Here is a 20,401-nt window from a genome sequence, read left to right on the forward strand (position 1 = left end):
ACCGTTCTGACGGCGGCGCGAAGCATTACCGGCGGACGCCGGTCCCACCGAACTGAATGAGGATGCAATATTAATCCCATGAGAGCCCGCGTACTGGTGGTCGACGATGACCCCGCGCTCGCCGAGATGCTCGGCATCGTGCTGCGCAGTGAGGGTTTCCTGCCCTCGTTTGTGGCGGACGGCGAGCGGGCGTTGGCCGCTTTTCGCGACAGTCGTCCCGATATCGTGCTGCTTGACCTGATGCTTCCCGGTATGAGCGGTATCGACGTCGCCCGGTCGATCCGTGCGGAGTCCGGCGTGCCCATCGTCATGCTGACCGCCAAGAGCGACACCGTGGACGTCGTGCTCGGCCTGGAGTCCGGCGCCGACGACTACGTGGTCAAGCCGTTCAAGCCCAAGGAACTGGTGGCCCGGATGCGGGCCCGACTGCGCCGGGGCGAGGACGTGGCCCCGGAGATGCTCACCATCGGGCCGCCCGACAACCAGATCACCATCGACGTGCCGGCGCACACCGTGAGCCGCAACGACGAGGAGGTGAAGCTGACGCCGCTGGAGTTCGACCTGCTGGTCGCGCTCGCCCGCAAGCCACGTCAGGTCTTCACCCGCGAGGTGCTGCTCGAACAGGTCTGGGGCTACCGGCACGCGGCCGACACCCGTCTGGTCAACGTGCACGTCCAGCGGTTGCGGGCCAAGATCGAGCCGGACCCGGAGCGACCGGAAATCATCCTGACCGTGCGGGGCGTGGGCTACAAGGCAGGGACCGGATAGCCTGGTCGCACTGTGTCGACCTCGCCGCCCCCACCCGCCCCGAGTATTGCTGCCCGCCGGCCCAGCGCCGGCGGGGAGCTCTGGCGTGCGGTGAGCGGTCGGGTCGCCCGGGCGGTGGGTCGGGCGCACCAGACCTGGCGCCGCTCGCTCCAGGTCCGGGTCGTGACCATCACGCTCGTCGCGTCCAGCCTGCTGGTCGGCGGGTTCGCGTTCCTGATCGCCGACAAGATCACCACGATCCTGCTCGACAGTGCTCGCAGCGACGTCCGGCAGCGGGTGACCAGCGGCGCCAGCTACGCGGCCAAGCAGGTCTCCTTCTACGGGCAGCCGCAGGAGGCGCAGCTCCAGGAGACGATCGACGGCACTGTCAACTACCTGGCCGGCGGCGACCCCCAGCAGACCAGCGGTGTGGTGGTGGCGATCACCGCCGACGACTACCCCAACGACATCCAGACGCGCACCTCGCCCTCCGCGAACGTCCAGTCGCTGATCAGCCCCGAGCTGCGTGCCGCGATCGCCGACGGCAAGGTCGCCAGCCAGATCCGCACCGGGCGACTCACCGGCGATACCACCAAATACCTGGTCTACGGCTCGCCGGTGCCCACCCGCTTCGGCCAGATCGAGCTCTACTATCTGGTGCCGCTGGGCCGGCAGGACGTCACCGCCGGCGACGCCCGAGCCACAGTGGTGGCCACCGGGGTCGCGCTGGTGATCCTGCTCGGGTTGCTCGCGGCGCTGGTCACCCGGCTGGTGGTCAACCCGGTCCGGGTCGCCGCACGAACCGCCCAGCGGCTCTCCGCGGGCCTGCTCGACCAGCGGATGGTGGTCAACGGCGAGGACGACCTGGCCCTGCTCGCCGCGTCGTTCAACCAGATGGCCACCAACCTGCAACGGCAGATCCTGCGCCTGGAAGAGATGTCCCGGTTGCAGCGCCGCTTCACCTCCGACGTCTCCCACGAGCTGCGTACCCCGCTGACCACGGTCCGGATGGCCGCCGACCTGATCTTCGCCGAGCGCGACGAGTTCGACCCGGCGGTCGCCCGCAGCGCCGAGCTGCTCCAGGCCGAGCTGGATCGATTCGAGGAGCTGCTCACCGACCTGCTGGAGATCAGTCGGTTCGACGCGGGCTTCGCCATGCTGGATTCCGAGCCGACCGATCTGGTGCCGGTGGTGCACCGGGTGGTCGACCGGCTGGCTGGCCTGGCCGAGCGGGTGGGCGTACCGATCGAACTCGACCTGCCGGGCACGCCGGTGATCGCCGAGGTCGACCCGCGCCGGGTCGAGCGGGTGTTGCGCAACCTCGTCGGCAACGCCGTCGAACACGGTGAGGCCCGCCCGGTGCTGATCACCCTCGGCATCGACGAGACCGCCGTGGCGATCACCGTCCGCGACCACGGCGTGGGGCTGAAGGTGGGCGAGGAGAAGCTGGTGTTCAACCGGTTCTGGCGGGCGGACCCGTCCCGCGCCCGGCAGACCGGGGGCACCGGCCTGGGCCTGTCGATCAGCCTGGAGGACGCTCGGCTGCACGGCGGCTGGCTGGAGGCGTGGGGTGCTCCCGGCCAGGGCGCGCAGTTCCGGCTCACCCTGCCGGCCCGCGCGGGCGATCGGCTGACCACCTCACCGCTGCGGCTGGTGCCGGCCGACGCCGCCCTGCCGTTCCTCGGCCCCCGCGACGGTGGCCCACTGGCCATCGGTCCCGGCACCGGCGGGGCACTGGCGATCGGCCCGGCTCCGGCCGGGGACGGGCAGCGGACGGAGGTGCGCTCGTGAGACGGCCAACTGTGCTCGGGGCTCTCGGCGTGATGGTGCTGCTGGGCGCCGGCTGTGGCATCCCGGCGGCATCCGACGTGCGGGTCGACGGCAAGGGCGGCGCCGCGACCGAGGCCGGTGTGATCAGTCGGGGCAGTGAGCCACCGACGCGGTCGGCCAGCGGCAGCGTCAACGAGACGTTCGTCAGCAACTTCCTGTCCGCCGCCGCAGGCGAGCCGGATCGGGCGTACGAGCGGGTCAAGGCGTTCATCGCCCCGGAGGACAGGATCCGCCTACAGGACAAGAAGGGCAGCGAGGTCGCGCTGAACGTGGTCCGGCTGCGCGAGGCGGTCTACACCCTCAACAGAGACACGACCACGACCGTGAAGATCGCCGTGCAGCAGATCGGGGTGCTGCGGACCAACGGCACCCTGGCCCCACCGGTGGCGACCGAGACGGAGTACGAGTTCGGCCTGCGCATCGCGTCCTCCAACAGCGGCGCCAACGAGGACCGGGCCGGCCTCTACATCATCAACCCGCCCAACGTGCTGCTGCTCAGCGACATCGCCCTTCGTCAGTACTACCAGGACGAGACGATCTACTTCTGGAGTTCGGACCGCAGCCGCCTGGTGCCCGACCAGCGCTACCGGCCGCAGGCGGTGCCGGTTGAGCGGCAGGTCAACGAGGTGGTGAAGTGGCTGGTCGGCGGCCCCTCCGACTGGTTGCGCCCGGGAGTCGTCGGGCTGCCGGACCGCACCGAGCTGATCAACAACGCCACCGGCGGGAACGGTCGATGGGAGGTCAACCTGGACATGTCCGGTGACGACCAGAACGGAATCGATCAGTTGATCACGCAGATCGCCTGGTCGTTGGGCGACCTCCCCGGCCAACTGGAGTTGAAGATCCGCAACAACGCGCAGCCCGTTGTGGACCTGGGTGAGCGACGAGGCTCCCGGGCGCTCTACCCGCATGCCGCCAGCCCGCAGCGCTTCGGTGTGTACGACGGCGCGATCCACCCACTCGACTTCGAAGGCGAGCCCAGCGGCACGGTGCCGTTGACACCCGAGGCCAACCGCAACGTCGTCTCCGCCAGCCTCGGGCTGGCCAAGGACCGCCGGATCCTCGCCGCGATGGTGGTCTCCGGCAGCGGCAAGAACCGGTACCGACTCGCCGTCGGCACGGGTGCCGACCCGGTCTCCGTGCTCAGCCGCAGCGGCACCGACTACTCCGCGATAGGTCGACCGGTCTGGCTGCGTACCGTCGACAACCGTCCCAGCCGCGGCCTGGTGGTGGCCGACGGGCAGCTCTACCGGTTCGACGAGGCGGCCCGGATGTATCCGGTGCCGCTCAACCTGCCCTCCGCCGGGGTCACCGCGGTGGCCGCCGCGTTGGACGGCCAGCGGGTGGCGCTGATCGCCGGCGGCCGTCTCTACGTCGCCGCTGTCAACCTCGACGGCGGCGGGGTCTCCATCGGCCCGCCCCGAGAGCTGGTGACCTCGCTGACCAACCCGACGGCTGTCGACTGGGGCAGGGAGGACCAGCTCGTGGTGGCGGGGTCGTTCGGCCAGCCGGCGATCTACGAGGTCAGTGTCGACGGCGCCCTGGAGACGCCGCTGAAGACCGAACTCGGCGCCAAGGTCACCCACCTGACCGCGTACCCGACCAACCGCAGCGTGCGGGCGCCCAGCGGGGCCTACATGTACGAGGCGAACGGGGTGGCCTACCGCAGCAGCCCGTTCGAACGGATCGAGCCCGGCCGGGTACGCGACATCGCCCCGGTGCCGACAGGTGTCCGGCCGAGCAACCCGTCGGCGCCGTTCTTCCTCTACTGACACGGTGAGCGGTCTCTGGGCGGACCTCGCCGACCTGGTGCTGCCCGCCGACTGCGCCGGTTGTCGGGAGCGCCGACCCGGCCTGCGGCACGGGGTCTGTCCAGCCTGTGTCGTGGCCCTGGGTGAACTGCGGCCACGGGCGGTCCGCCCCACCCCCGCCCCGCCGGGCCTGCCGTCCTGCGTCGCCCTCGGCCCGTACGCGGGTCCGCTGCGCGAGGCTCTGCTGGCGTACAAGGAACACGGCCGACACGGCCTGGCCCGCCCGCTCGGCGCGCTGCTCGCCGAGGTCGTCGCGGCGGCCGTCGGTGGGGCCCGCCCGCTGGCGTTGGTTCCGGTCCCGGACACCGCGGCGGCGGCCCGGTCCCGCTACGGGGACCACCTCGACCGGCTGGCCCGGCACTGCGCGGCCCGGCTCCACCGCAGCGGTTGGGCGGTGCGGGTGCATCGTCCGCTGCGGGCGTCGCCCCGGCCCGACTCGGTCACCCTGGACAGCGCCGGGCGCGCGGCGGCGGCCGAGGCGGCCTTCCAGCCCCGCTCGACCGGGCCGGTCCGGGGTCGTGCCGGAGGCGCGGCGCCGGTCGTGGTGCTGCTCGACGACATCGTCACCACCGGCGTGACCCTCGCCGCCGCGAGCCGGGTGCTGACCGCGACGGGATGGGGACCGAGCGTCGCGGCGGTGCTCGCGGCGACCGAGAAAAGACACCAGTCGTAACCGATAGTGTTTCCGTTTCACCCGTTGGTGTATGAGGTGCGAAAAATCCTGGGCGGTCTCGGCAACATGGGGTGACGGCCGGGCAAACAAGAGTTAGCGTTTCGCTGTCGGGGGTAGGAGGTCGTTCCACCCGCCCCTGGCGGTGAGAGGAGGCGTAGCCGTACCAACCGGTCGACGCCAGCGGGTCTCCCCACGGCGCGCGGCCGGGTAACCGGATCGAAGACCGTCCGAACAAGGGAGGTCACGTGGACATCGTGGTCAAGGGCCGAAACGTCGAAGTGCCGGACCATTACCGGGTACACGTAGCCGAGAAACTCGCGAAGATCGAACGCTACGACCACAAACTTATTCGCGTTGATGTCGAGCTGTTTCACGAGCGCAATCCGCGCCAGGCCGACCACTGCCAGCGGGTGGAGATCACCTGCGTTTCCCGGGGCCCGGTCATTCGGGCCGAAGCCTGCACCAACGACTTCTACAGCGCGCTCGACGCGGCCATCGCGAAGCTCGACACCCGACTGCGCCGCGCGGCCGACCGCCGCCGCGTACACCGGGGCCGGCACGCGCCGATCTCCGTCGCCGAGGCCACAGCGGGCCTGCCGGTCGCGGACCTGGTGCCCAGCGCGCTGAGCGCGCCGAGCGATGGCGCCCGCGCCGGCACCGCGGTCGCGGAGCGCGTCGAAGAGGAGCACGACGACCAGCCGTGGCACATCGCCCGGGAGAAGGTGCACCCGGCCGAGCCGATGACCATCGACGACGCGTTGTTCGAGATGGAGCTTGTCGGCCACGACTTCTACCTTTTCCAGGACAAGGAGTCCGGCCGCCCGAGCGTCGTCTACCGGCGTCACGCGTACGACTACGGCATCATCTCCCTCGCCACCTGACAGGTAGCCGATCCGCGTCGATCATGGAGTTGTGGTGGGGAAACGCCCACCACAACTCCATGATCCGTCAGCGGAGGTCGGCGGGGAGCAGCGCGAAGGTCAGGTCGTCCAGACGGGCGCCGGCCAGCCCGGGCAGCCGGCCGCGCTGAACGGCCTCGCGCCGAAACCCGACCCGCTCCAGCACCCGGTGCGACGCGGTGTTGTCCGGCACCGTGCCGGCCGACAGCCGGGCGATACCGGCCGGGCCGAACGCCCAGCCCGCGAGCAACCGGACCGCCCGCGTCGCGTACCCCCGGCCACGCCAGTCCGGCAGCAACGCGTAGCCGACCGACGCCTCGCCGACGGCCACGTCGGTGTACGACAACCCGCAACTGCCCACGGGCTCTCCGCTGGCCACGTCCGTGATCAGCAGCCGGGCGATCTCGCCGGTCAGCCAGCCGCTCTGGGAGAGACGACAACGCCGCTCCATCGCCTCACGGGTCGGCGGCACCGGCGGCGCCTGGTTCGCCACCACCTCGGGTCGGCTGTGCAGCAGGTACATCAGCGCCGCGTCGTCCGGCGCGAGCGGACGCAGCGCCACCACCTGGTCGGTGAGCACCCCGCCGGGCAGGTCGGGCAGCAGCCGGGCGGCCGGGCCGGGCGGATCACCGGCGACGCGTACCCAGGCCAGCAGATCGTGCCGGCCCGCGTCGCGGGACGCACCAGCCGACCGGCGCAGACCCTCGTAGCCGAAGCCGGCGGCCAGCGCGACCCGCTGGCTCGGGCCGTTCTCCGGTTCGGTGAGCAGCTCCAGTCGGGCCGCCCCGGCGTCGAACGCGTGCTCACTCAGCGCGCGAGTCGCCGCGGTGGCCAGCCCGCGACCGCGCGCCACCGGCCGCATCCAGTAGCCGATCTCCAGCTGACCCCGGGCGGGCACCGGGTTGTTCGACCCCACAGCTCCGAGCAGCCGATCGGTAGCGGGGTCCGCGACGGCGTACGCCGTGCCGCCGCCGGTCCAGGCCGCGGGGGCGCCGACGTCGATCCACCAGCGGGCATCGGTCTCGGTGTACGGCGTCGGCAGGTTCGACACGAACCGTTGAGTCAGCGGGTCCGCGCAGCCGTCGACCACGTCGGCGCTGTCCTGCGCGCGGAACGGGCGCAGCCGCACCCCGTACGCCTCGACGACCGGCCGCAGGTTCATCCCAGATCCTTCGCGAGAAGCGCACCGACCCACACGTCCACCCGTTCACCCCGGTGCTGCACACCGCCGCGGGCGGTTCCCTCGATCAGGAAGCCCGCCTTCTCCGCCGCCCGGCGGGAGGCCGTGTTGCCCACGTTCGCCTTCCACTCGATCCGCGCCAGGCCCAACGTGCTGAAGCCCCAGGCGCTGACCGCGACAAGCGCGGCAGGCAGATAGCCCCGACCCCGGGCCGTCGGCGCGGTCACGAAGCCGACGTCGGCCACCAGCGGGTCGGCGGGGGAGAGCCGCAGTTCGAGCGTGCCCGCGTACCGGTCGTCGGGGTCGGCGATCACGAAGCAGGCGGCGTCCCCCCGAGCCCAGGCGTCCCGGCCGTAAGCCTGGAAGCCCTGCGCGTCGGCGCGCTCGTACGGGTCCGGCACCGTCGTCCAGCGGATGGTCTCCGGGTCCTGGGAGGTCTGCACCACGGCGTCCAGGTCCTGCTCCTCCATGGGCCGCAGACGAAGCTCGCCGGCCCTGGACTCGGCGAACAGAACGGGCTGCGGGCGGCCGAAGACGGCGGCCCGCCGGGCGGCGAGGGTGCCCGGTCCGGCCGGCCCGGTCGACCCGGCGGCCGGCACCTCGCCGGGCAGCAGCGAGCCGATCCAGCCGTCCGCGCTGCCGTGCAGCGCCGGGTTGGCCAGCCGCAACCGGCCGTCGATCCGGAAACCAGCCCGGAGGGCCACCAGCCGGGAGGCGTGGTTGCCCACCTCGGCCTGCCAGATGAGCCGGCGAAGCCCGAGGGTGTCGAAGGACCAGCGGGCCACTGCCCGGGCGGCCCGGACCATCACGCCCCGACCACGCGCCCAGGGCGCCGTCCAGTAGCCGATCTCACCGGTGCCGTCCTTGTCGATCGAGATCAGCCCGCTGGAGCCCAGCAGCTCCCCGGTGCTCGGATCGCAGACCGCGAACGGTGCCCCGGTGCCGTCGGCCCACGCCGTCCGGCTCATCCCGGTGACAAATCCGTGCGCGTGTTCCGGCCGGTACGGGCGCGGTACGGTGGTCCAACGCTGAATGTCCGGGTCCTGGCAGGCTCGGTGCACGGCCTCGGCATCCGTCTCTCGCCAGGGCCGCAGCAGCACGCCGTCCTCGATGATCTCCACAGGCTCCACTCGTGCATCCTGCCGTAGCGTTCGCCGACGGCGTAACCGGATAACGTTTGGAGCGTGCGCCGGACGCGAGTTATGTCGGGTTCGGTGGGGTCGAGCACCGCCACCAGTGACCATCGCGCCGATGGAGCGCCTACGATGGTTCGAGACTGTCTAGGGGAGCGTTGATCCGTGTCGATTCTGGAAAAGGTCCTTAACGCGGGCGAGGGCCGCATGGTGCGACGGCTCAAGGCCATCGCCGCCGCCGTCACCTCGATCGAGGACGACTACGTCAACCTCACCGATGAGGAACTGGCCGGCATGACCGAACAGTTCCGGGAGCGGCTCGACGAGGGTGAGACCCTCGACGACCTGCTGCCGGAGGCGTTCGCGGTGGCCCGCGAGGCGGCCGCCAGGGTGCTCGGCCAGCGCCCGTACGACGTCCAGGTGATGGGCGGCGCGGCGCTGCACTTCGGCAACATCGCCGAGATGAAGACCGGTGAGGGTAAGACGCTGACCTCGGTCATGGCCGTCTACCTCAACGCCCTCTCCGGCAAGGGCGTCCACGTGATCACGGTCAACGACTACCTCGCCCAGCGTGACGCGGCGTGGATGGGCCGGGTGCACGAGTTCCTCGGGCTGACCGTCGGCGTGGTGCTGCCCAACCGGCCGGCCACCGAGCACAAGGCCGCCTACGAGTGCGACATCACCTACGGCACCAACAACGAGTTCGGCTTCGACTACCTGCGCGACAACATGGCCTGGTCGAAGGACGAGCTGGTGCAGCGCGGGCACAACTTCGCGGTGGTCGACGAGGTCGACTCCATCCTGATCGACGAGGCCCGCACCCCGCTGATCATCTCCGGCCCGGCCGAGCACTCCGCCCGCTGGTACGGCGAGTTCGCCGGCGTGGTGGCTCGGCTCCAGCCCGGCACCGACGGTGAGGGCGACTACGAGGTCGACTACTCCAAGCGCACCATCGCGGTGACCGAGCGGGGTGTCGCCAAGGTCGAGGACCGGCTGGGCATCGACAACCTGTACGAGTCGGTGAACACCCCGCTGGTCGGCTACCTCAACAACGCCATCAAGGCCAAGGAGCTCTACAAGCGCGACAAGGACTACATCGTCAGCGACGGTGAGGTCCTGATCGTCGACGAGTTCACCGGTCGCATCCTGCACGGCCGTCGCTACAACGAGGGCATGCACCAGGCGATCGAGGCCAAGGAGGGGGTGGAGATCAAGCAGGAGAACCAGACCCTGGCCACCATCACCCTCCAGAACTACTTCCGCCTCTACGAGAAGCTGTCCGGAATGACCGGTACGGCGCAGACCGAGGCGAGCGAGTTCAACAAGGTCTACAAGGTCGGCGTCGTGACCATCCCGACCCACCGCCCGATGGTTCGCGAGGACCGGCCGGACGTCATCTACAAGACGGAGAAGGCCAAGTTCAACGCCGTCATCGAGGACATCGCCGAGCGGCACCAGATGGGCCAGCCGGTGCTGGTCGGCACCGTCTCGGTGGAAAACTCCGAGATCCTCTCCCAGTTGCTGCGCCGACGCGGCATCCCGCACAACGTGCTGAACGCCAAGTTCCACGCCCGGGAGGCCGAGATCATCGCCCAGGCCGGGCGGAAGGGCGGGGTCACCGTGGCCACCAACATGGCCGGCCGTGGCACCGACATCCTCCTCGGCGGCAACCCTGAGTTCCTCGCCGCTAACGAGCTGCGCCAGCGCGGCCTCGACCCGCTGGAGAACGAGGAGGATTACGCCAAGGCGTTGGAGGAGGTCCTTCCCACCTGGAAGCAGGCCTGCGACACCGAGGCGGAAGAGGTCTCGGCCGCCGGTGGCCTCTACGTGCTGGGCACCGAGCGGCACGAGTCCCGGCGGATCGACAACCAGCTGCGCGGTCGCGCCGGCCGGCAGGGCGACCCGGGCGAGTCCCGGTTCTACCTGTCCCTTCAGGACGAGCTGATGCGACGCTTCCGAGCCGGCGCGGTCGAGGCGGTGATGGAGCGCTTCAACATCCCGGAGGACGTGCCCATCGAGTCGAAGATGGTCAGCAAGCAGATCAAGAGCGCCCAGGCCCAGATCGAGGGCCAGAACGCCGAGATCCGCAAGAACGTGCTCAAGTACGACGAGGTGCTCAACAAGCAGCGCCAGGTCGTCTACGCCGAGCGGCTCCGGGTGCTCAACGGCGAAGACCTCTCCGACCAGGTCCGCAACATGATCGATGACACCGTCGAGGCGTACGTGCGGGGTGCCACCTCCGACGGCTACGGCGAAGACTGGGACCTTGAGCAGCTCTGGTCCAGCCTGAAGCAGCTCTACCCGGTCGGCGTGACGATCGAGGAGCTGGAGGAGGAGGCCGGTGGCTCCCGGGCCGGCATGGACGCCGACTTCCTTGTCGCCCGCATCAAGGAGGACGCCAACGCCGCGTACGACCGGCGTGAGGAGGAGGTCGGCTCCGAGGGCGTGCGCCAACTCGAGCGGATGGTGCTGCTCCAGGTCATCGACCGCAAGTGGCGCGAGCACCTCTACGAGATGGACTACCTCCAGGAGGGCATCAACCTCCGTGCGTACGCCCAGCGCGACCCGGTGGTGGAATACCAGCGCGAGGGCTTCGACATGTTCGCCACCATGATGGACGGCATCAAGGAGGAGACCGTCGGTTTCCTCTACAACGTCGACGTCCAGGTGACCGAACCGGAGCCGGAGGAGGGGGCCGACGAGGTCACCCTGCTCGACAAGCCGGTGGAGATCCGGGCCAAGGGCCTCAACCAGGCACCGCGGCGGCAGGGCCTGCAATACTCCGCGCCCACCATCGACGGTGAGGCCAGCCCCGGCGCGGTCGCCGTGGAGCAGGCCCAGCAGCAGGCTCCGGCGCTCGGTGTGGGCCGACCGGCTCAGGGTGCTCCGGCGGCACCGGGGCAGAGCGCGCCGTCCGCTCCGCAGCGGCCGGCGTCCGGGCTGCGTGGCCCGACTGTTCCGTCGGCCGCCCGCCGGCCGGCGCCGAACCAGGCGGAGGCGAGCAACGGCCCGTCCCGCAACGCGCCGTGCCCGTGTGGCTCGGGCCGCAAGTACAAGCGCTGCCATGGCGCACCCAACGGCGGCAACTGACCAACAGCACCTGCACCGAGAGCGTCTGCGCCGACAGCAGCCGCACTGACAGCGTCTGACCGACGGGTCCCGGCCTACCCAGGCTGGGGCCCGTCGGTGTCGTCGAGCCCCCGCCGACGACCGGGGGCAGGTGTGGTCAGAGCACGTGGAGGGCAACGCAGAGCCAGCGGCCCCGGCGATGTTCGAGGCGCAGTGCCATCGCCCAACTGCGGCCGCCCGTGCCGGTGAGGACGGCTGCCGCCTCTACAGCGGTCTCCCGGGGCTCGCAGACTCGCAGGCGTAACAGCCGCACCAGTGGCCGGCCGGTGCGGCGGCGGGATGTCCCGGCCCGGCCGGGTGCGCGGGCGAGTTCGGTGAGCAGGTCGCCCGCTCTGGCCGGGTCGAGCAGCGCTCGCACCTGGGTCGGCGAACGGTAGCCGTTGACCACCTCCAGGCACGTGCCGACGAAGCGGTGCGCGGCTCGGGTGGTTTCCGGCGCGGTCGACGGCGGCAACGACGCGACCGGATGGGTGGTGGTGGACCGGCTGGGCACCGGGCGCAGGGCTGCTCGCCGTTCCGGCGGCCGGACCGGGCTGGGCCGGGTGGAGGCGAAAAGGTCGAGGGCGAGCTGACCGTCGGTCGGCACCGGCCAGTACGACCCGTCGGCCTCGTCAACGTACGGCGGGTCGAAGGGCGGGACGGGGCGCAGTCGCACGGGTGGTCGGGAAGGACCGGGTCGCGCTCCGCTCATCATGGCCCCCTTGATCTTGCGTTTGCCTTCGTTTGCCTACGACCAGCTCAATTCTGAGCGACAGAACGGTCCCGGTCAATGGCTTCGAGGCAGCCTCCGCCCGACGAGGCGCATGATCCACTCGGGTTCCTTGAAATCGCGGGGTCCCAAGCGGTCCGAATACCCCGACTTCCGCAAAACCGTGTGGATCACGCTCCGGCGCGGGTGGGGCGAACAAGTCAGGTCGGGGCTGTGCTACTCGGGGTCGCGGTCGACCAGCGGGTTGCTCTGCACCCAGTCTGCCGTCTCGTCATATTTGCGCGCTATGTACTCCTCCAGGCGGGCGCGCTCGACGCGCCACTGGCCGCGCCCGCCGATCTTGATCGCCGGCAGTTCTCCGCTGCGCACCATGTGGTAGACCTGCGAGTCAGACACGTTGAGCTCGGCGGCCACGTCGGAGAGCAGCAGGAACCTCGGCTCCACAGGAACTCCCGGGGTTGATGTCGTTTGGCTCAGTTTGCCACCGACAGCCTCCGCCGCCCAGCACCAGCCCCGGGTCGGGGGCCGGGGCGACCACGCGGGACACACCGGCTGGGAGCTTCCTCCGGGCGGAGGCGGGGTGTATGACGGTCACGGCGTGCGGCATGATCTGCGCCCGTGCCGGCGGCCGCCGGTGGAGGACGACGCGGGGAGACGACCGGTGACCGACGAGCTTGTCCGGGTGTACGTGCCGGCGACCGTGCCGATGCTGGCCCGGCTGCGTGAGGAAGGGCTGGCCGCCGACCAGGCGCACGCCGTGACCCCGGCGCTGCGCGAGTGGTACGCCGAGGGTGACGAGGAGGAGTTGGAGTACGTCGCCTTCACCCGAGCTGCCCAGGACGCCCTGCACCTGCTCCGGGCCGACCCGACCGCTCCTCGCCGACGCGTCGTCGTCTCGGTCGACCTGCCGTCGGCAGCTGTCGGTCGTGGCGACGGTGAGCTGGGCTCCAGCACTGTGACGTTGACCGACGCCGTGCCGGTGGGCGCCGTCGCGGCCATCCACGTGGACAGCGCGGACGCGGCCGAGGGGATCGGCGCGGCGGCCGACGTGGTGGCCGAGGCGGCGGCTGGTGACCCGGACGCCCAGTTCACCGTCGACGGCGCCGAGGACCACGAGCTGGAGTGGTACGACGTGACGGAGCTGGACCAGTTGCTAGGCGCGACCGACTGAGCAGGTCGGAGCCCGGAGCGGCAGCCTGAGCCGGACACCCGGCTCGGCTGAAGGGACGTCCCGGTCAGGGGTTGATCAGTCTCCAGTCGCCTTCGGAGACGACGTCAACACCGCCATCGACGACCTTGATGGCGCTCTTCCCGAATGGTCGGCAGCGCGGCGAGTTCCAACAGCCCCAGGAGATCCGCCTCTCTCCTGAAGCCACCGCAGGACCGCGATCATGCCGTCCATGAGGACCAACGTCCTGGCGCGCCTGGTCAGCGAGCCGGGTCCGCCTTCGCGGGGTCCGCGTCGGACGTCTCAGCCGCGTCGCCGTCGGACGTCTCGGCCGGGTCGGCGTCGAACGCCTTGGCGTAGCCCGGCTTGTCGTCCTCCGGGGCGAGCTGGTCCGCCACCGGGTCCGGACCGTCGGCCGGTTCGTCGTCGTCGCTGTGGGCCGGGCTGAGCGTGCGGCCGAACGCGATGAGCGCTGTCAGCGCCCCCACGAAGAGCACCCAGATGCCGTTGTCCACCCGCGAGGTGCCCAGCGAGGTCTGCGCCACGGCGTCCGCCTCGCTCAGCGCGCTGGCGAGGTCGAGCAGCGACCGGCCGCCGATCCGGATGATCACTTCGGCGAGCAGCAGGAGGAGCCCCGGGCCGGCCCCGGCGAGCAGATACGCCGGCCAGCGCAGCGCCGGGGTGTCCGGGTCGCGGCGGACGGCGCGACGCCGTGCCCAGGTCAGGTAGCCGAAGGCCAGTAGCCCGGCGAGCAGCCCGGCGACGAGCGATTCGGTACGGGACACCCACTTGGCCGCGTTTATCAACGATTCCTGGCTGTCGCCGGCACCGAAGAGGTCGAACAGCGGGTCCCGGGCGCGGCTGAACGCGACCACGAAGATCAGCGTGCCCAGCGCGGCGGTGACCACAGCACCGATCGCCGGGGCGGTCCGCGCGCCGGCCAGCGCGCCCCCGATGATCGCCGCCGCCGCCGTGGTGCCGGCGATCACGTTGGTGGTGGACGTGTCGAAGTAGGTGAGGTTGATGGCCACCGCGGCAGCGAGCCCGACCAGCATTCCGCCGCCGATCGCCCCGGCGAAGCGCAGTGTGGCCCAGTCGCCGTAGCGGCGGGCCAGCAGGTTGCCACCGGCCAGCGCGACGGCCGCCCCGGCCACCAGCGCGGCCGAGATCACGCCGGGCAGGGCGAACGCGGAGAGGCTGATCGCGGTGACCCCGGCCGCCGCCGAGGTGATGGCCTCCCGGGTGGACCAGAGCATGGCAGCCAGCCAACCGAGCGCCAGCAGCGCGAGCACTGCTGCGCCGGGGGCGGGCAGCGGCCGACTGCCGGCGCTGGCCGCGTCGACCGCCGGCTCGTCCGACTCAGCGGCCGGGACGCGGCCGGGCTGCTTGGTCATCGTCTCCCCTTCGAGGCGGCAGGTCACCGACCATTCAGGGTACGCGGGCCGGCTGGGCAGCCTGTCGCCCCGGGACAGCGGGACGGATCGAGGCCGTTCGGTAAGGGGAGGAGGGGTGGGGCGGTCCTTGGCGCAGGGCGATGGCGGACGTGGGTCGCGTAGCCCGCCGTGGGAGGATCACGGGAGGTCCCGCCGCTGCTCGGCCTCCCGTGTGGCGTCCGGTGTCCGGCCATCCGGTCGGTGCCCGCGGGTCCGGTTTCGCCACTGCTGTCGAGATCGCCAGGAGCCTTGATGGATGCCGTGTTCTCCGTTCCCGAGCCGCGCAACGAGCCGGTTCGCAACTACGAGCCGGGCAGCCCCGACCGGGACCGGCTCCAGCGGCGGCTGACCGAGCTCGCCGCCGAGCGCATCGACCTGCCGATGACCATCGGCGGTGAGCAGCGGATGGCCGGCGGTGACCCGATCAACGTGGTGCAGCCGCACAAGCACGCCCACGTGCTGGGGGTGACCGCGCACGCCACCCACGACGACGCGCGCGCCGCGACCAGGGCGGCCAAGGACGCCGCGCCGATGTGGAGGGCGCTGCCCTTCGAGGAGCGCGCCGCGATCTTCCTGCGCGCCGCCGAGCTGCTCGCGGGTCCCTGGCGGGACACTCTCAACGCCGCCACCATGCTCGGCCAGTCGAAGACCGCGATCCAGGCGGAGATCGACGCGGCGTGCGAGTTCATCGACTTCCTGCGGTTCAACGTGCACTTCGCGCGTCGCCTGCTCGAGGAGCAGCCGGCGTCCTCGCCCGGCGTCTGGAACCGCTTCGACCACCGCCCGCTGGAGGGCTTCGTCTACGCGGTCACCCCGTTCAACTTCACCGCCATCGCCGGCAACCTGCCGTCGGCGCCGGCCCTGCTGGGCAACACTGTGGTCTGGAAGCCGGGCCCGACCCAGCAGTTCGCCGCGCACTTCACCATGCGGCTGTTCGAGGCCGCCGGCCTTCCGCCTGGCGTGATCAACATGGTCACCGGCCGGGGCGAGGAGGTCTCCGACGTCGTGCTCGCCGACCCGGATCTGGCCGGCATCCACTTCACCGGTTCGACGAAGGTCTTCCAGCAGTTGTGGCGGACCGTGGGCGACAACATCTCCCGTTACCGGGGCTACCCGCGCCTGGTCGGCGAGACCGGCGGCAAGGACTTCGTCGTCGCGCACACCAGCGCCGACGTGGACGCGCTGCACACCGCGCTGATCCGCGGCGCGTTCGAATACCAGGGCCAGAAGTGCTCGGCGGCCTCGCGGGCGTACGTGCCGCGCTCTATCTGGGAGGGTGGGCTGCGGGACCGGCTGGCGGCCACCGCCGACTCGCTGACCTACGGTGACGTGGCCGACTTCGGCAACTTCGGCGGCGCGGTGATCGACGACAAGGCGTTCGCCCGGCACACCGCCGCGCTGGAGCTGATCGCCGGCGACGACAGTTGCCGGGTGCTGGCCGGTGGCACCGCCGACGACTCGGTCGGCTACTTCGTGCGACCGACGCTCTTCGAGTGCGGCGACGCCGCCCACGAGACCTTCACCACCGAGTACTTCGGGCCGATCCTGGGCGTGCACGTGTTCGACGACGCCCGGTTCGACGAGGTGGTCGCGCAGGCCGAGTCGATCGCCCCGTACGCGCTGACCGGCTCGGTGTTCGCCACCGACCGCCGGGTCGTCGAGTCGGTCGGTGAACGCATGCGGTACGCGGCCGGCAACTTCTACATCAACGACAAGCCGACCGGCGCGGTGGTCGGGCAGCAGCCCTTCGGAGGCGCCCGCGCCAGTGGCACCAACGACAAGGCCGGCTCCTGGCTCAACCTCGTCCGCTGGGTCTCCCCGCGGACGATCAAGGAGACCTTCGTGCCGCCGACCGACCACACGTACCCCCACATGGGCTGACCGGCGCCGACCCGCCGGCGGCGCGCGTTGGCGCCGCCGGCGGACGCCCGGAATGTGGCAATCCATCGATAGTCCTCAACGGACAGTCTGTCGCCGACAGTGCACTTAGGAAGTCCTGTCGGGTGGCAAACCGGCAAATCCTGGACGCCGGGTGCGCAAAGTGGCAGCGTAGTGGGCATGGCGGATTCCGGAGTCAACCCTACGGCGGCGGCCCTGCTCGGCCTCCTCCACGAGGGCCCGATGACAGGCGGTCAGTTGATGGCCGCCGCTGAGCGCCGTCTGGCGCCGTACTGGTCGATGACCCGCAGTCAGGTGTACCGCGAGTTGCCGGTGCTGGCTGAGCGGGGTTTCGTGCGGCTCGGCAAGCCGGGCCCGCGGATGAGCCAGCCCTACGCACTCACCGCCACCGGAAAACGAACGTTTTCCCGCTGGCTCGCGGAGAACCCGGGGCGGGACACCATCCGCAACCCGATAGCGCTCCGGATGGCCTTCGGCAACCTGCACTCCGCCAGCCAGCTGAAGGGCCTGTACGCCTCGGCCAACGAATACCACACCGAGGCCCTCGCCCAGGTCCGGGAGCAGGTGAAGAACGCCAAACGGGACGGCGAGACGTACGACGCCAGCGCGCTGGAGTTCGCCGTCGCCTACCACCGGGCGGCCCTGTCGTGGTTGAAGTCCGCCCCCGTCGGGTGACGGCCGGCAGATTCGCCGACAGCAGACGCGCTGCTCCAGCAGCGGGAGCGCAGGGCCGATTTGGCGCGAACCTGCGGGGCTCGCAAGCTCACTCCTCGTCCGCGCAGTACGCTTGTGTGTCGTGACCGCTGCCGATTACGCCGAACAGCTCAAGGAACTCGACGCGACCCTGCGAAACATCGAGGCCGTCCTCAACCTCGACCGTCTGCACGAGGACAAGGCCCGCCTTGAGCAGGAGGCCTCCGCCCCCGACCTGTGGGACGACCAGGCCAAGGCCCAGCAGGTCACCTCGCAGCTGTCGTACGTCAACGGCGAGATCAGCAAGCTGGGCAGCCTGCGTTCCGGCCTCGACGACGCCCAGGTGCTGCTGGAGCTGGCCGAGGCCGAGGCCGACCCGGGTGTGCTGACCGAGGTCGAGTCGGAGATCACCGGGCTGACCAAGGCCATCCAGGAGATGGAGGTCCGCACGCTCCTCTCCGGCGAGTACGACTCCCGGGAGGCGCTGGTCGCCATCCGGGCCGGCGCGGGTGGCGTGGACGCCGCGGACTTCGCCGAGATGCTGCTGCGGATGTACCTGCGCTGGGCGGAGCGGCACGGCTACCCGACCGAGGTCTATGAGACCTCGTACGCCGAGGAGGCGGGCCTCAAGTCGGCCACCTTCGCGGTCAAGGTGCCGTACGCCTACGGCACGCTCAGCGTCGAGTCGGGCACGCACCGGCTGGTCCGGATCAGCCCGTTCGACAACCAGGGTCGTCGGCAGACCAGCTTCGCGGGCGTCGAGGTTCTGCCGGTGACCGAGCAGACCGACCACATCGACATCCCGGAGAACGAGATTCGGGTCGACGTCTACCGCTCCTCCGGGCCGGGTGGGCAGAGCGTCAACACCACCGACTCGGCGGTGCGCCTGACACACGTCCCGACCGGCATCGTGGTGACCTGCCAGAACGAGAAGTCCCAGTTGCAGAACAAGGCCTCCGCGCTGCGGGTGCTCCAGGCCCGACTGCTGGAGCGCAAGCGCCAGGAGGAGCAGGCCAAGCTCGAGGGGCTCAAGGAGAACGCGGCCGGCTCGTGGGGCGACCAGATGCGCTCCTACGTCCTGCACCCGTATCAGATGGTGAAGGATCTCCGAACTGAGCAGGAGACCGGCAATCCGAGCGGGGTCTTCGATGGCGATCTGGACAGCTTCATCGAGGCGGGCATCCGTTGGCGCAAGCAGCGGCAGCTCGCCGGCGACGGTGCGTGACGGTGCGCGGGCGGAGCGCGTCGTCGATCTCCAGGTAGGAGCCTGATTCGACGACTCGCGCCGGATCGGCGGGGCGTGGGGCTTGGCTCAGTTGTTACACCGCGTAGACTCACCACCCGTGATTCAGCTTGAGCAAGTGACGAAGACGTACCCGAAGGCGTCCCGGCCTTCGCTCGACAACGTGTCCGTCTCGATCGAGAAGGGCGAGTTCGTCTTCTTCATCGGTCCATCCGGCTCCGGCAAGTCCACGATCATCAAAATGCTGCTGCACGAGGTGGCCCCCAACAAGGGCCGCGTCGTCGTCAACGGCAAGGACGTCACGTCGATGCGCTCCTGGAAGCGACCCCACTTCCGGCGTTCGATCGGCTGTGTCTTCCAGGACTTCCGGCTGCTGCCCAACCGCACCGCCTACGAGAACGTGGCGTTCGCCCTCGAGGTGATCGGCAAGACGAAGGCGGTTGCCCGCCGGGTCGTGCCGGAGGTGCTGGAGCTGGTCGGGCTCGGTGGCAAGGAGCACCGCTATCCGCACGAGCTCTCCGGTGGTGAGCAGCAGCGGGTCGCCGTCGCCCGGGCGTTCGTGAACCGTCCGCTGATCCTGCTGGCGGACGAGCCCACCGGAAACCTGGACCCGGACACCTCGATCGAGATCATGCGCCTGCTGGACCGGATCAACCGCACCGGCACGACCGTCGTGATGGTCACCCACGACTCCAACATCGTGAACCAGATGCGCCGCCGCGTCGTTGAGATTGAGAGCGGTCGCATCGTGCGTGACCAGGCCCGCGGCGTTTACGGGTGAGCCGGCGCTCCACCCCTGCGCAGCCTGACGACGAACACCTCATGCCGGAGACCCGGAGGAAATCCCGATGCGCGTGAAATACGTCCTGTCCGAGGTACTGGTCGGACTGTGGCGCAACGTGACCATGTCCATCGCGATGATCATCACGATGGCGGTCTCGCTGACCATGCTCGGCGCCAGCGGTCTCATGTACCGCCAGGTCGACGACATGAAGGACCTCTACTACAAGAACATCGAAGTCTCGATCTTCTTGACCCAGGAGGTGACCGAGCAGGAGCGCACCGACCTCCAGACCAAGCTCGATGGCGACCCCCTGGTCAAGGACGTCATCTACGTCAACAAGGACGAGGCGTACAAGCGCTTCAAGGAGATGTACCAGGACGCGCCGGACCTGGTGAACGCCGTGAAGCCGGACCAACTGCCCGAGGCGTTCCGGCTCAAGCTGAACAACCCGGAGCAGTACAAGAACGTCTACGACCAGTACAAGGACACCGCGGGCGTCGAGGAGATCATCGACCAGAGTCGACTGCTCGACAAGATCTTCAACATCCTCACCTCGATCCAGAACATCGCTCTGGCTGCCGCCGTCGTGATGGCGATCGCCGCCCTGCTGCTGGTCGCGAACACCATTCAGGTGGCCGCGTACAGCAAGCGGCGTGAGGTGGCGGTCATGAAGCTGGTCGGCGCGTCCAACTGGTTCATCCAGGCGCCGTTCGTGCTGGAGGCCGTGGTGGCCGGCCTGATCGGCTCACTGCTCGGTCTGGTGGCCCTGGTCGCGGCGAAGTATCTGCTCTTCGACGGGTCGTTGAGCGCGTTGCAGGGTCTGCTCTCGCCGATCACCTGGGGCGACATCCTGTTCATCTTCCCGTTGATGGCCGGCGTCGGTGTTCTGGTCAGCGCGGGCACCGCCTGGGTCACCCTGCGCTTCTACCTGCGGGTCTAGGCACCGGACGGGTCGTCCCGTCGTCTCCCGAGGGCCCTCCCGCAGCCGGAAATAAACGGCGCGGGAGGGTCCTTGTGATTCGGGTAGCATGATCGGTTGTCCGGCCGGGGTGAGCCCGGCCGCTGACGAA

Annotated in this window: 17 protein-coding genes; 12 read left to right on the forward strand and 5 right to left on the reverse strand. The window is 70.2% G+C overall.

Annotation, left to right across the window (positions count from 1 at the left end):
- The first annotated feature begins 78 nt into the window (after window positions 1–78).
- The 5 genes from mtrA to raiA all read left to right on the forward strand — a co-directional run bounded on the left by mtrA (window position 79) and on the right by raiA (window position 5,942).
- The gene (mtrA, locus tag ABZS40_RS03225; protein ID WP_030331519.1) at window positions 79–768 is read left to right on the forward strand and encodes an MtrAB system response regulator MtrA; all 690 of its coding nucleotides are present in this window, start codon (window positions 79–81) and stop codon (window positions 766–768) included.
- A gap of 12 nt (window positions 769–780) precedes the next feature.
- On the forward strand, window positions 781–2,538 hold the full coding sequence (gene mtrB, locus ABZS40_RS03230; protein ID WP_354941374.1) for an MtrAB system histidine kinase MtrB: 1,758 nt from the start codon (window positions 781–783) through the stop codon (window positions 2,536–2,538).
- Window positions 2,539–2,570: 32 nt separating this feature from the next.
- Window positions 2,571–4,349: an LpqB family beta-propeller domain-containing protein gene (locus tag ABZS40_RS03235; RefSeq protein WP_354941600.1), complete on the forward strand. Its 1,779-nt coding sequence runs from the start codon at window positions 2,571–2,573 to the stop codon at window positions 4,347–4,349.
- 4 nt (window positions 4,350–4,353) lie between these two features.
- Window positions 4,354–5,061, forward strand: coding sequence for a ComF family protein (locus tag ABZS40_RS03240; protein ID WP_354941376.1), 708 nt, complete (start codon window positions 4,354–4,356; stop codon window positions 5,059–5,061).
- 245 nt (window positions 5,062–5,306) lie between these two features.
- On the forward strand, window positions 5,307–5,942 hold the full coding sequence (gene raiA / locus ABZS40_RS03245; protein ID WP_196921222.1) for a ribosome-associated translation inhibitor RaiA: 636 nt from the start codon (window positions 5,307–5,309) through the stop codon (window positions 5,940–5,942).
- Window positions 5,943–6,009: 67 nt separating this feature from the next.
- Here the strand turns inward: raiA and ABZS40_RS03250 are convergent, their stop codons facing one another.
- Window positions 6,010–7,122, reverse strand: a complete 1,113-nt coding sequence (locus ABZS40_RS03250) for a GNAT family N-acetyltransferase (RefSeq protein WP_354941378.1) — start codon at window positions 7,120–7,122, stop codon at window positions 6,010–6,012.
- Window positions 7,119–8,270 (reverse strand): GNAT family N-acetyltransferase, encoded by a 1,152-nt coding sequence (locus tag ABZS40_RS03255; RefSeq protein WP_354941380.1) that lies wholly within the window; start codon window positions 8,268–8,270, stop codon window positions 7,119–7,121. The genes ABZS40_RS03250 and ABZS40_RS03255 overlap by 4 nt, the downstream gene beginning before the upstream one ends.
- Before the next feature lie 168 nt (window positions 8,271–8,438).
- On the opposite strand from ABZS40_RS03255, the gene secA reads away from it, so the two are divergent.
- The gene (secA, locus tag ABZS40_RS03260; RefSeq protein WP_354941382.1) at window positions 8,439–11,363 is read left to right on the forward strand and encodes a preprotein translocase subunit SecA; all 2,925 of its coding nucleotides are present in this window, start codon (window positions 8,439–8,441) and stop codon (window positions 11,361–11,363) included.
- Between the two features lie 136 nt (window positions 11,364–11,499).
- Here secA and ABZS40_RS03265 read toward each other — a convergent pair whose 3' ends face one another.
- Entirely contained in the window at window positions 11,500–12,096 is a 597-nt protein-coding gene (locus ABZS40_RS03265; protein ID WP_354941384.1) for an Rv3235 family protein, read from the reverse strand.
- Window positions 12,097–12,327: 231 nt separating this feature from the next.
- A complete protein-coding gene (locus ABZS40_RS03270; RefSeq protein WP_030490852.1) occupies window positions 12,328–12,555 on the reverse strand; it encodes a helix-turn-helix domain-containing protein in 228 nt (75 codons plus the stop codon).
- Between the two features lie 217 nt (window positions 12,556–12,772).
- Between ABZS40_RS03270 and ABZS40_RS03275 the strand changes: the two genes are divergently transcribed.
- Complete coding sequence (locus ABZS40_RS03275) at window positions 12,773–13,282, forward strand: hypothetical protein (RefSeq protein WP_354941386.1); 510 nt, start codon at window positions 12,773–12,775, stop codon at window positions 13,280–13,282.
- A gap of 257 nt (window positions 13,283–13,539) precedes the next feature.
- On the opposite strand, the gene ABZS40_RS03280 is transcribed toward ABZS40_RS03275, so the two are convergent.
- Window positions 13,540–14,673 carry a hypothetical protein gene (locus ABZS40_RS03280; RefSeq protein WP_354941388.1) on the reverse strand — a complete coding sequence of 378 codons (1,134 nt, stop codon included), beginning with the start codon at window positions 14,671–14,673 and terminating at the stop codon, window positions 13,540–13,542.
- Window positions 14,674–14,964: 291 nt separating this feature from the next.
- Between ABZS40_RS03280 and pruA the strand changes: the two genes are divergently transcribed.
- The 5 genes from pruA to ftsX all read left to right on the forward strand — a co-directional run bounded on the left by pruA (window position 14,965) and on the right by ftsX (window position 20,271).
- Complete coding sequence (pruA, locus tag ABZS40_RS03285) at window positions 14,965–16,593, forward strand: L-glutamate gamma-semialdehyde dehydrogenase (RefSeq protein ID WP_354941390.1); 1,629 nt, start codon at window positions 14,965–14,967, stop codon at window positions 16,591–16,593.
- Between the two features lie 177 nt (window positions 16,594–16,770).
- Entirely contained in the window at window positions 16,771–17,286 is a 516-nt protein-coding gene (locus ABZS40_RS03290; RefSeq protein WP_354941392.1) for a PadR family transcriptional regulator, read from the forward strand.
- 121 nt (window positions 17,287–17,407) lie between these two features.
- Complete coding sequence (prfB, locus tag ABZS40_RS03295; RefSeq protein ID WP_354941394.1) at window positions 17,408–18,529, forward strand: peptide chain release factor 2; 1,122 nt, start codon at window positions 17,408–17,410, stop codon at window positions 18,527–18,529.
- Window positions 18,530–18,647: 118 nt separating this feature from the next.
- Window positions 18,648–19,328: a cell division ATP-binding protein FtsE gene (gene ftsE / locus ABZS40_RS03300; protein ID WP_030331491.1), complete on the forward strand. Its 681-nt coding sequence runs from the start codon at window positions 18,648–18,650 to the stop codon at window positions 19,326–19,328.
- A 67-nt stretch (window positions 19,329–19,395) separates the two neighbouring features.
- Window positions 19,396–20,271: a permease-like cell division protein FtsX gene (gene ftsX, locus ABZS40_RS03305; RefSeq protein ID WP_354941396.1), complete on the forward strand. Its 876-nt coding sequence runs from the start codon at window positions 19,396–19,398 to the stop codon at window positions 20,269–20,271.
- Window positions 20,272–20,401 lie beyond the last annotated feature (130 nt).

This window comes from Micromonospora sp. NPDC005324, assembly GCF_040607155.1.
Taxonomy (GTDB): Bacteria; Actinomycetota; Actinomycetes; order Mycobacteriales; family Micromonosporaceae; genus Micromonospora; species Micromonospora trifolii.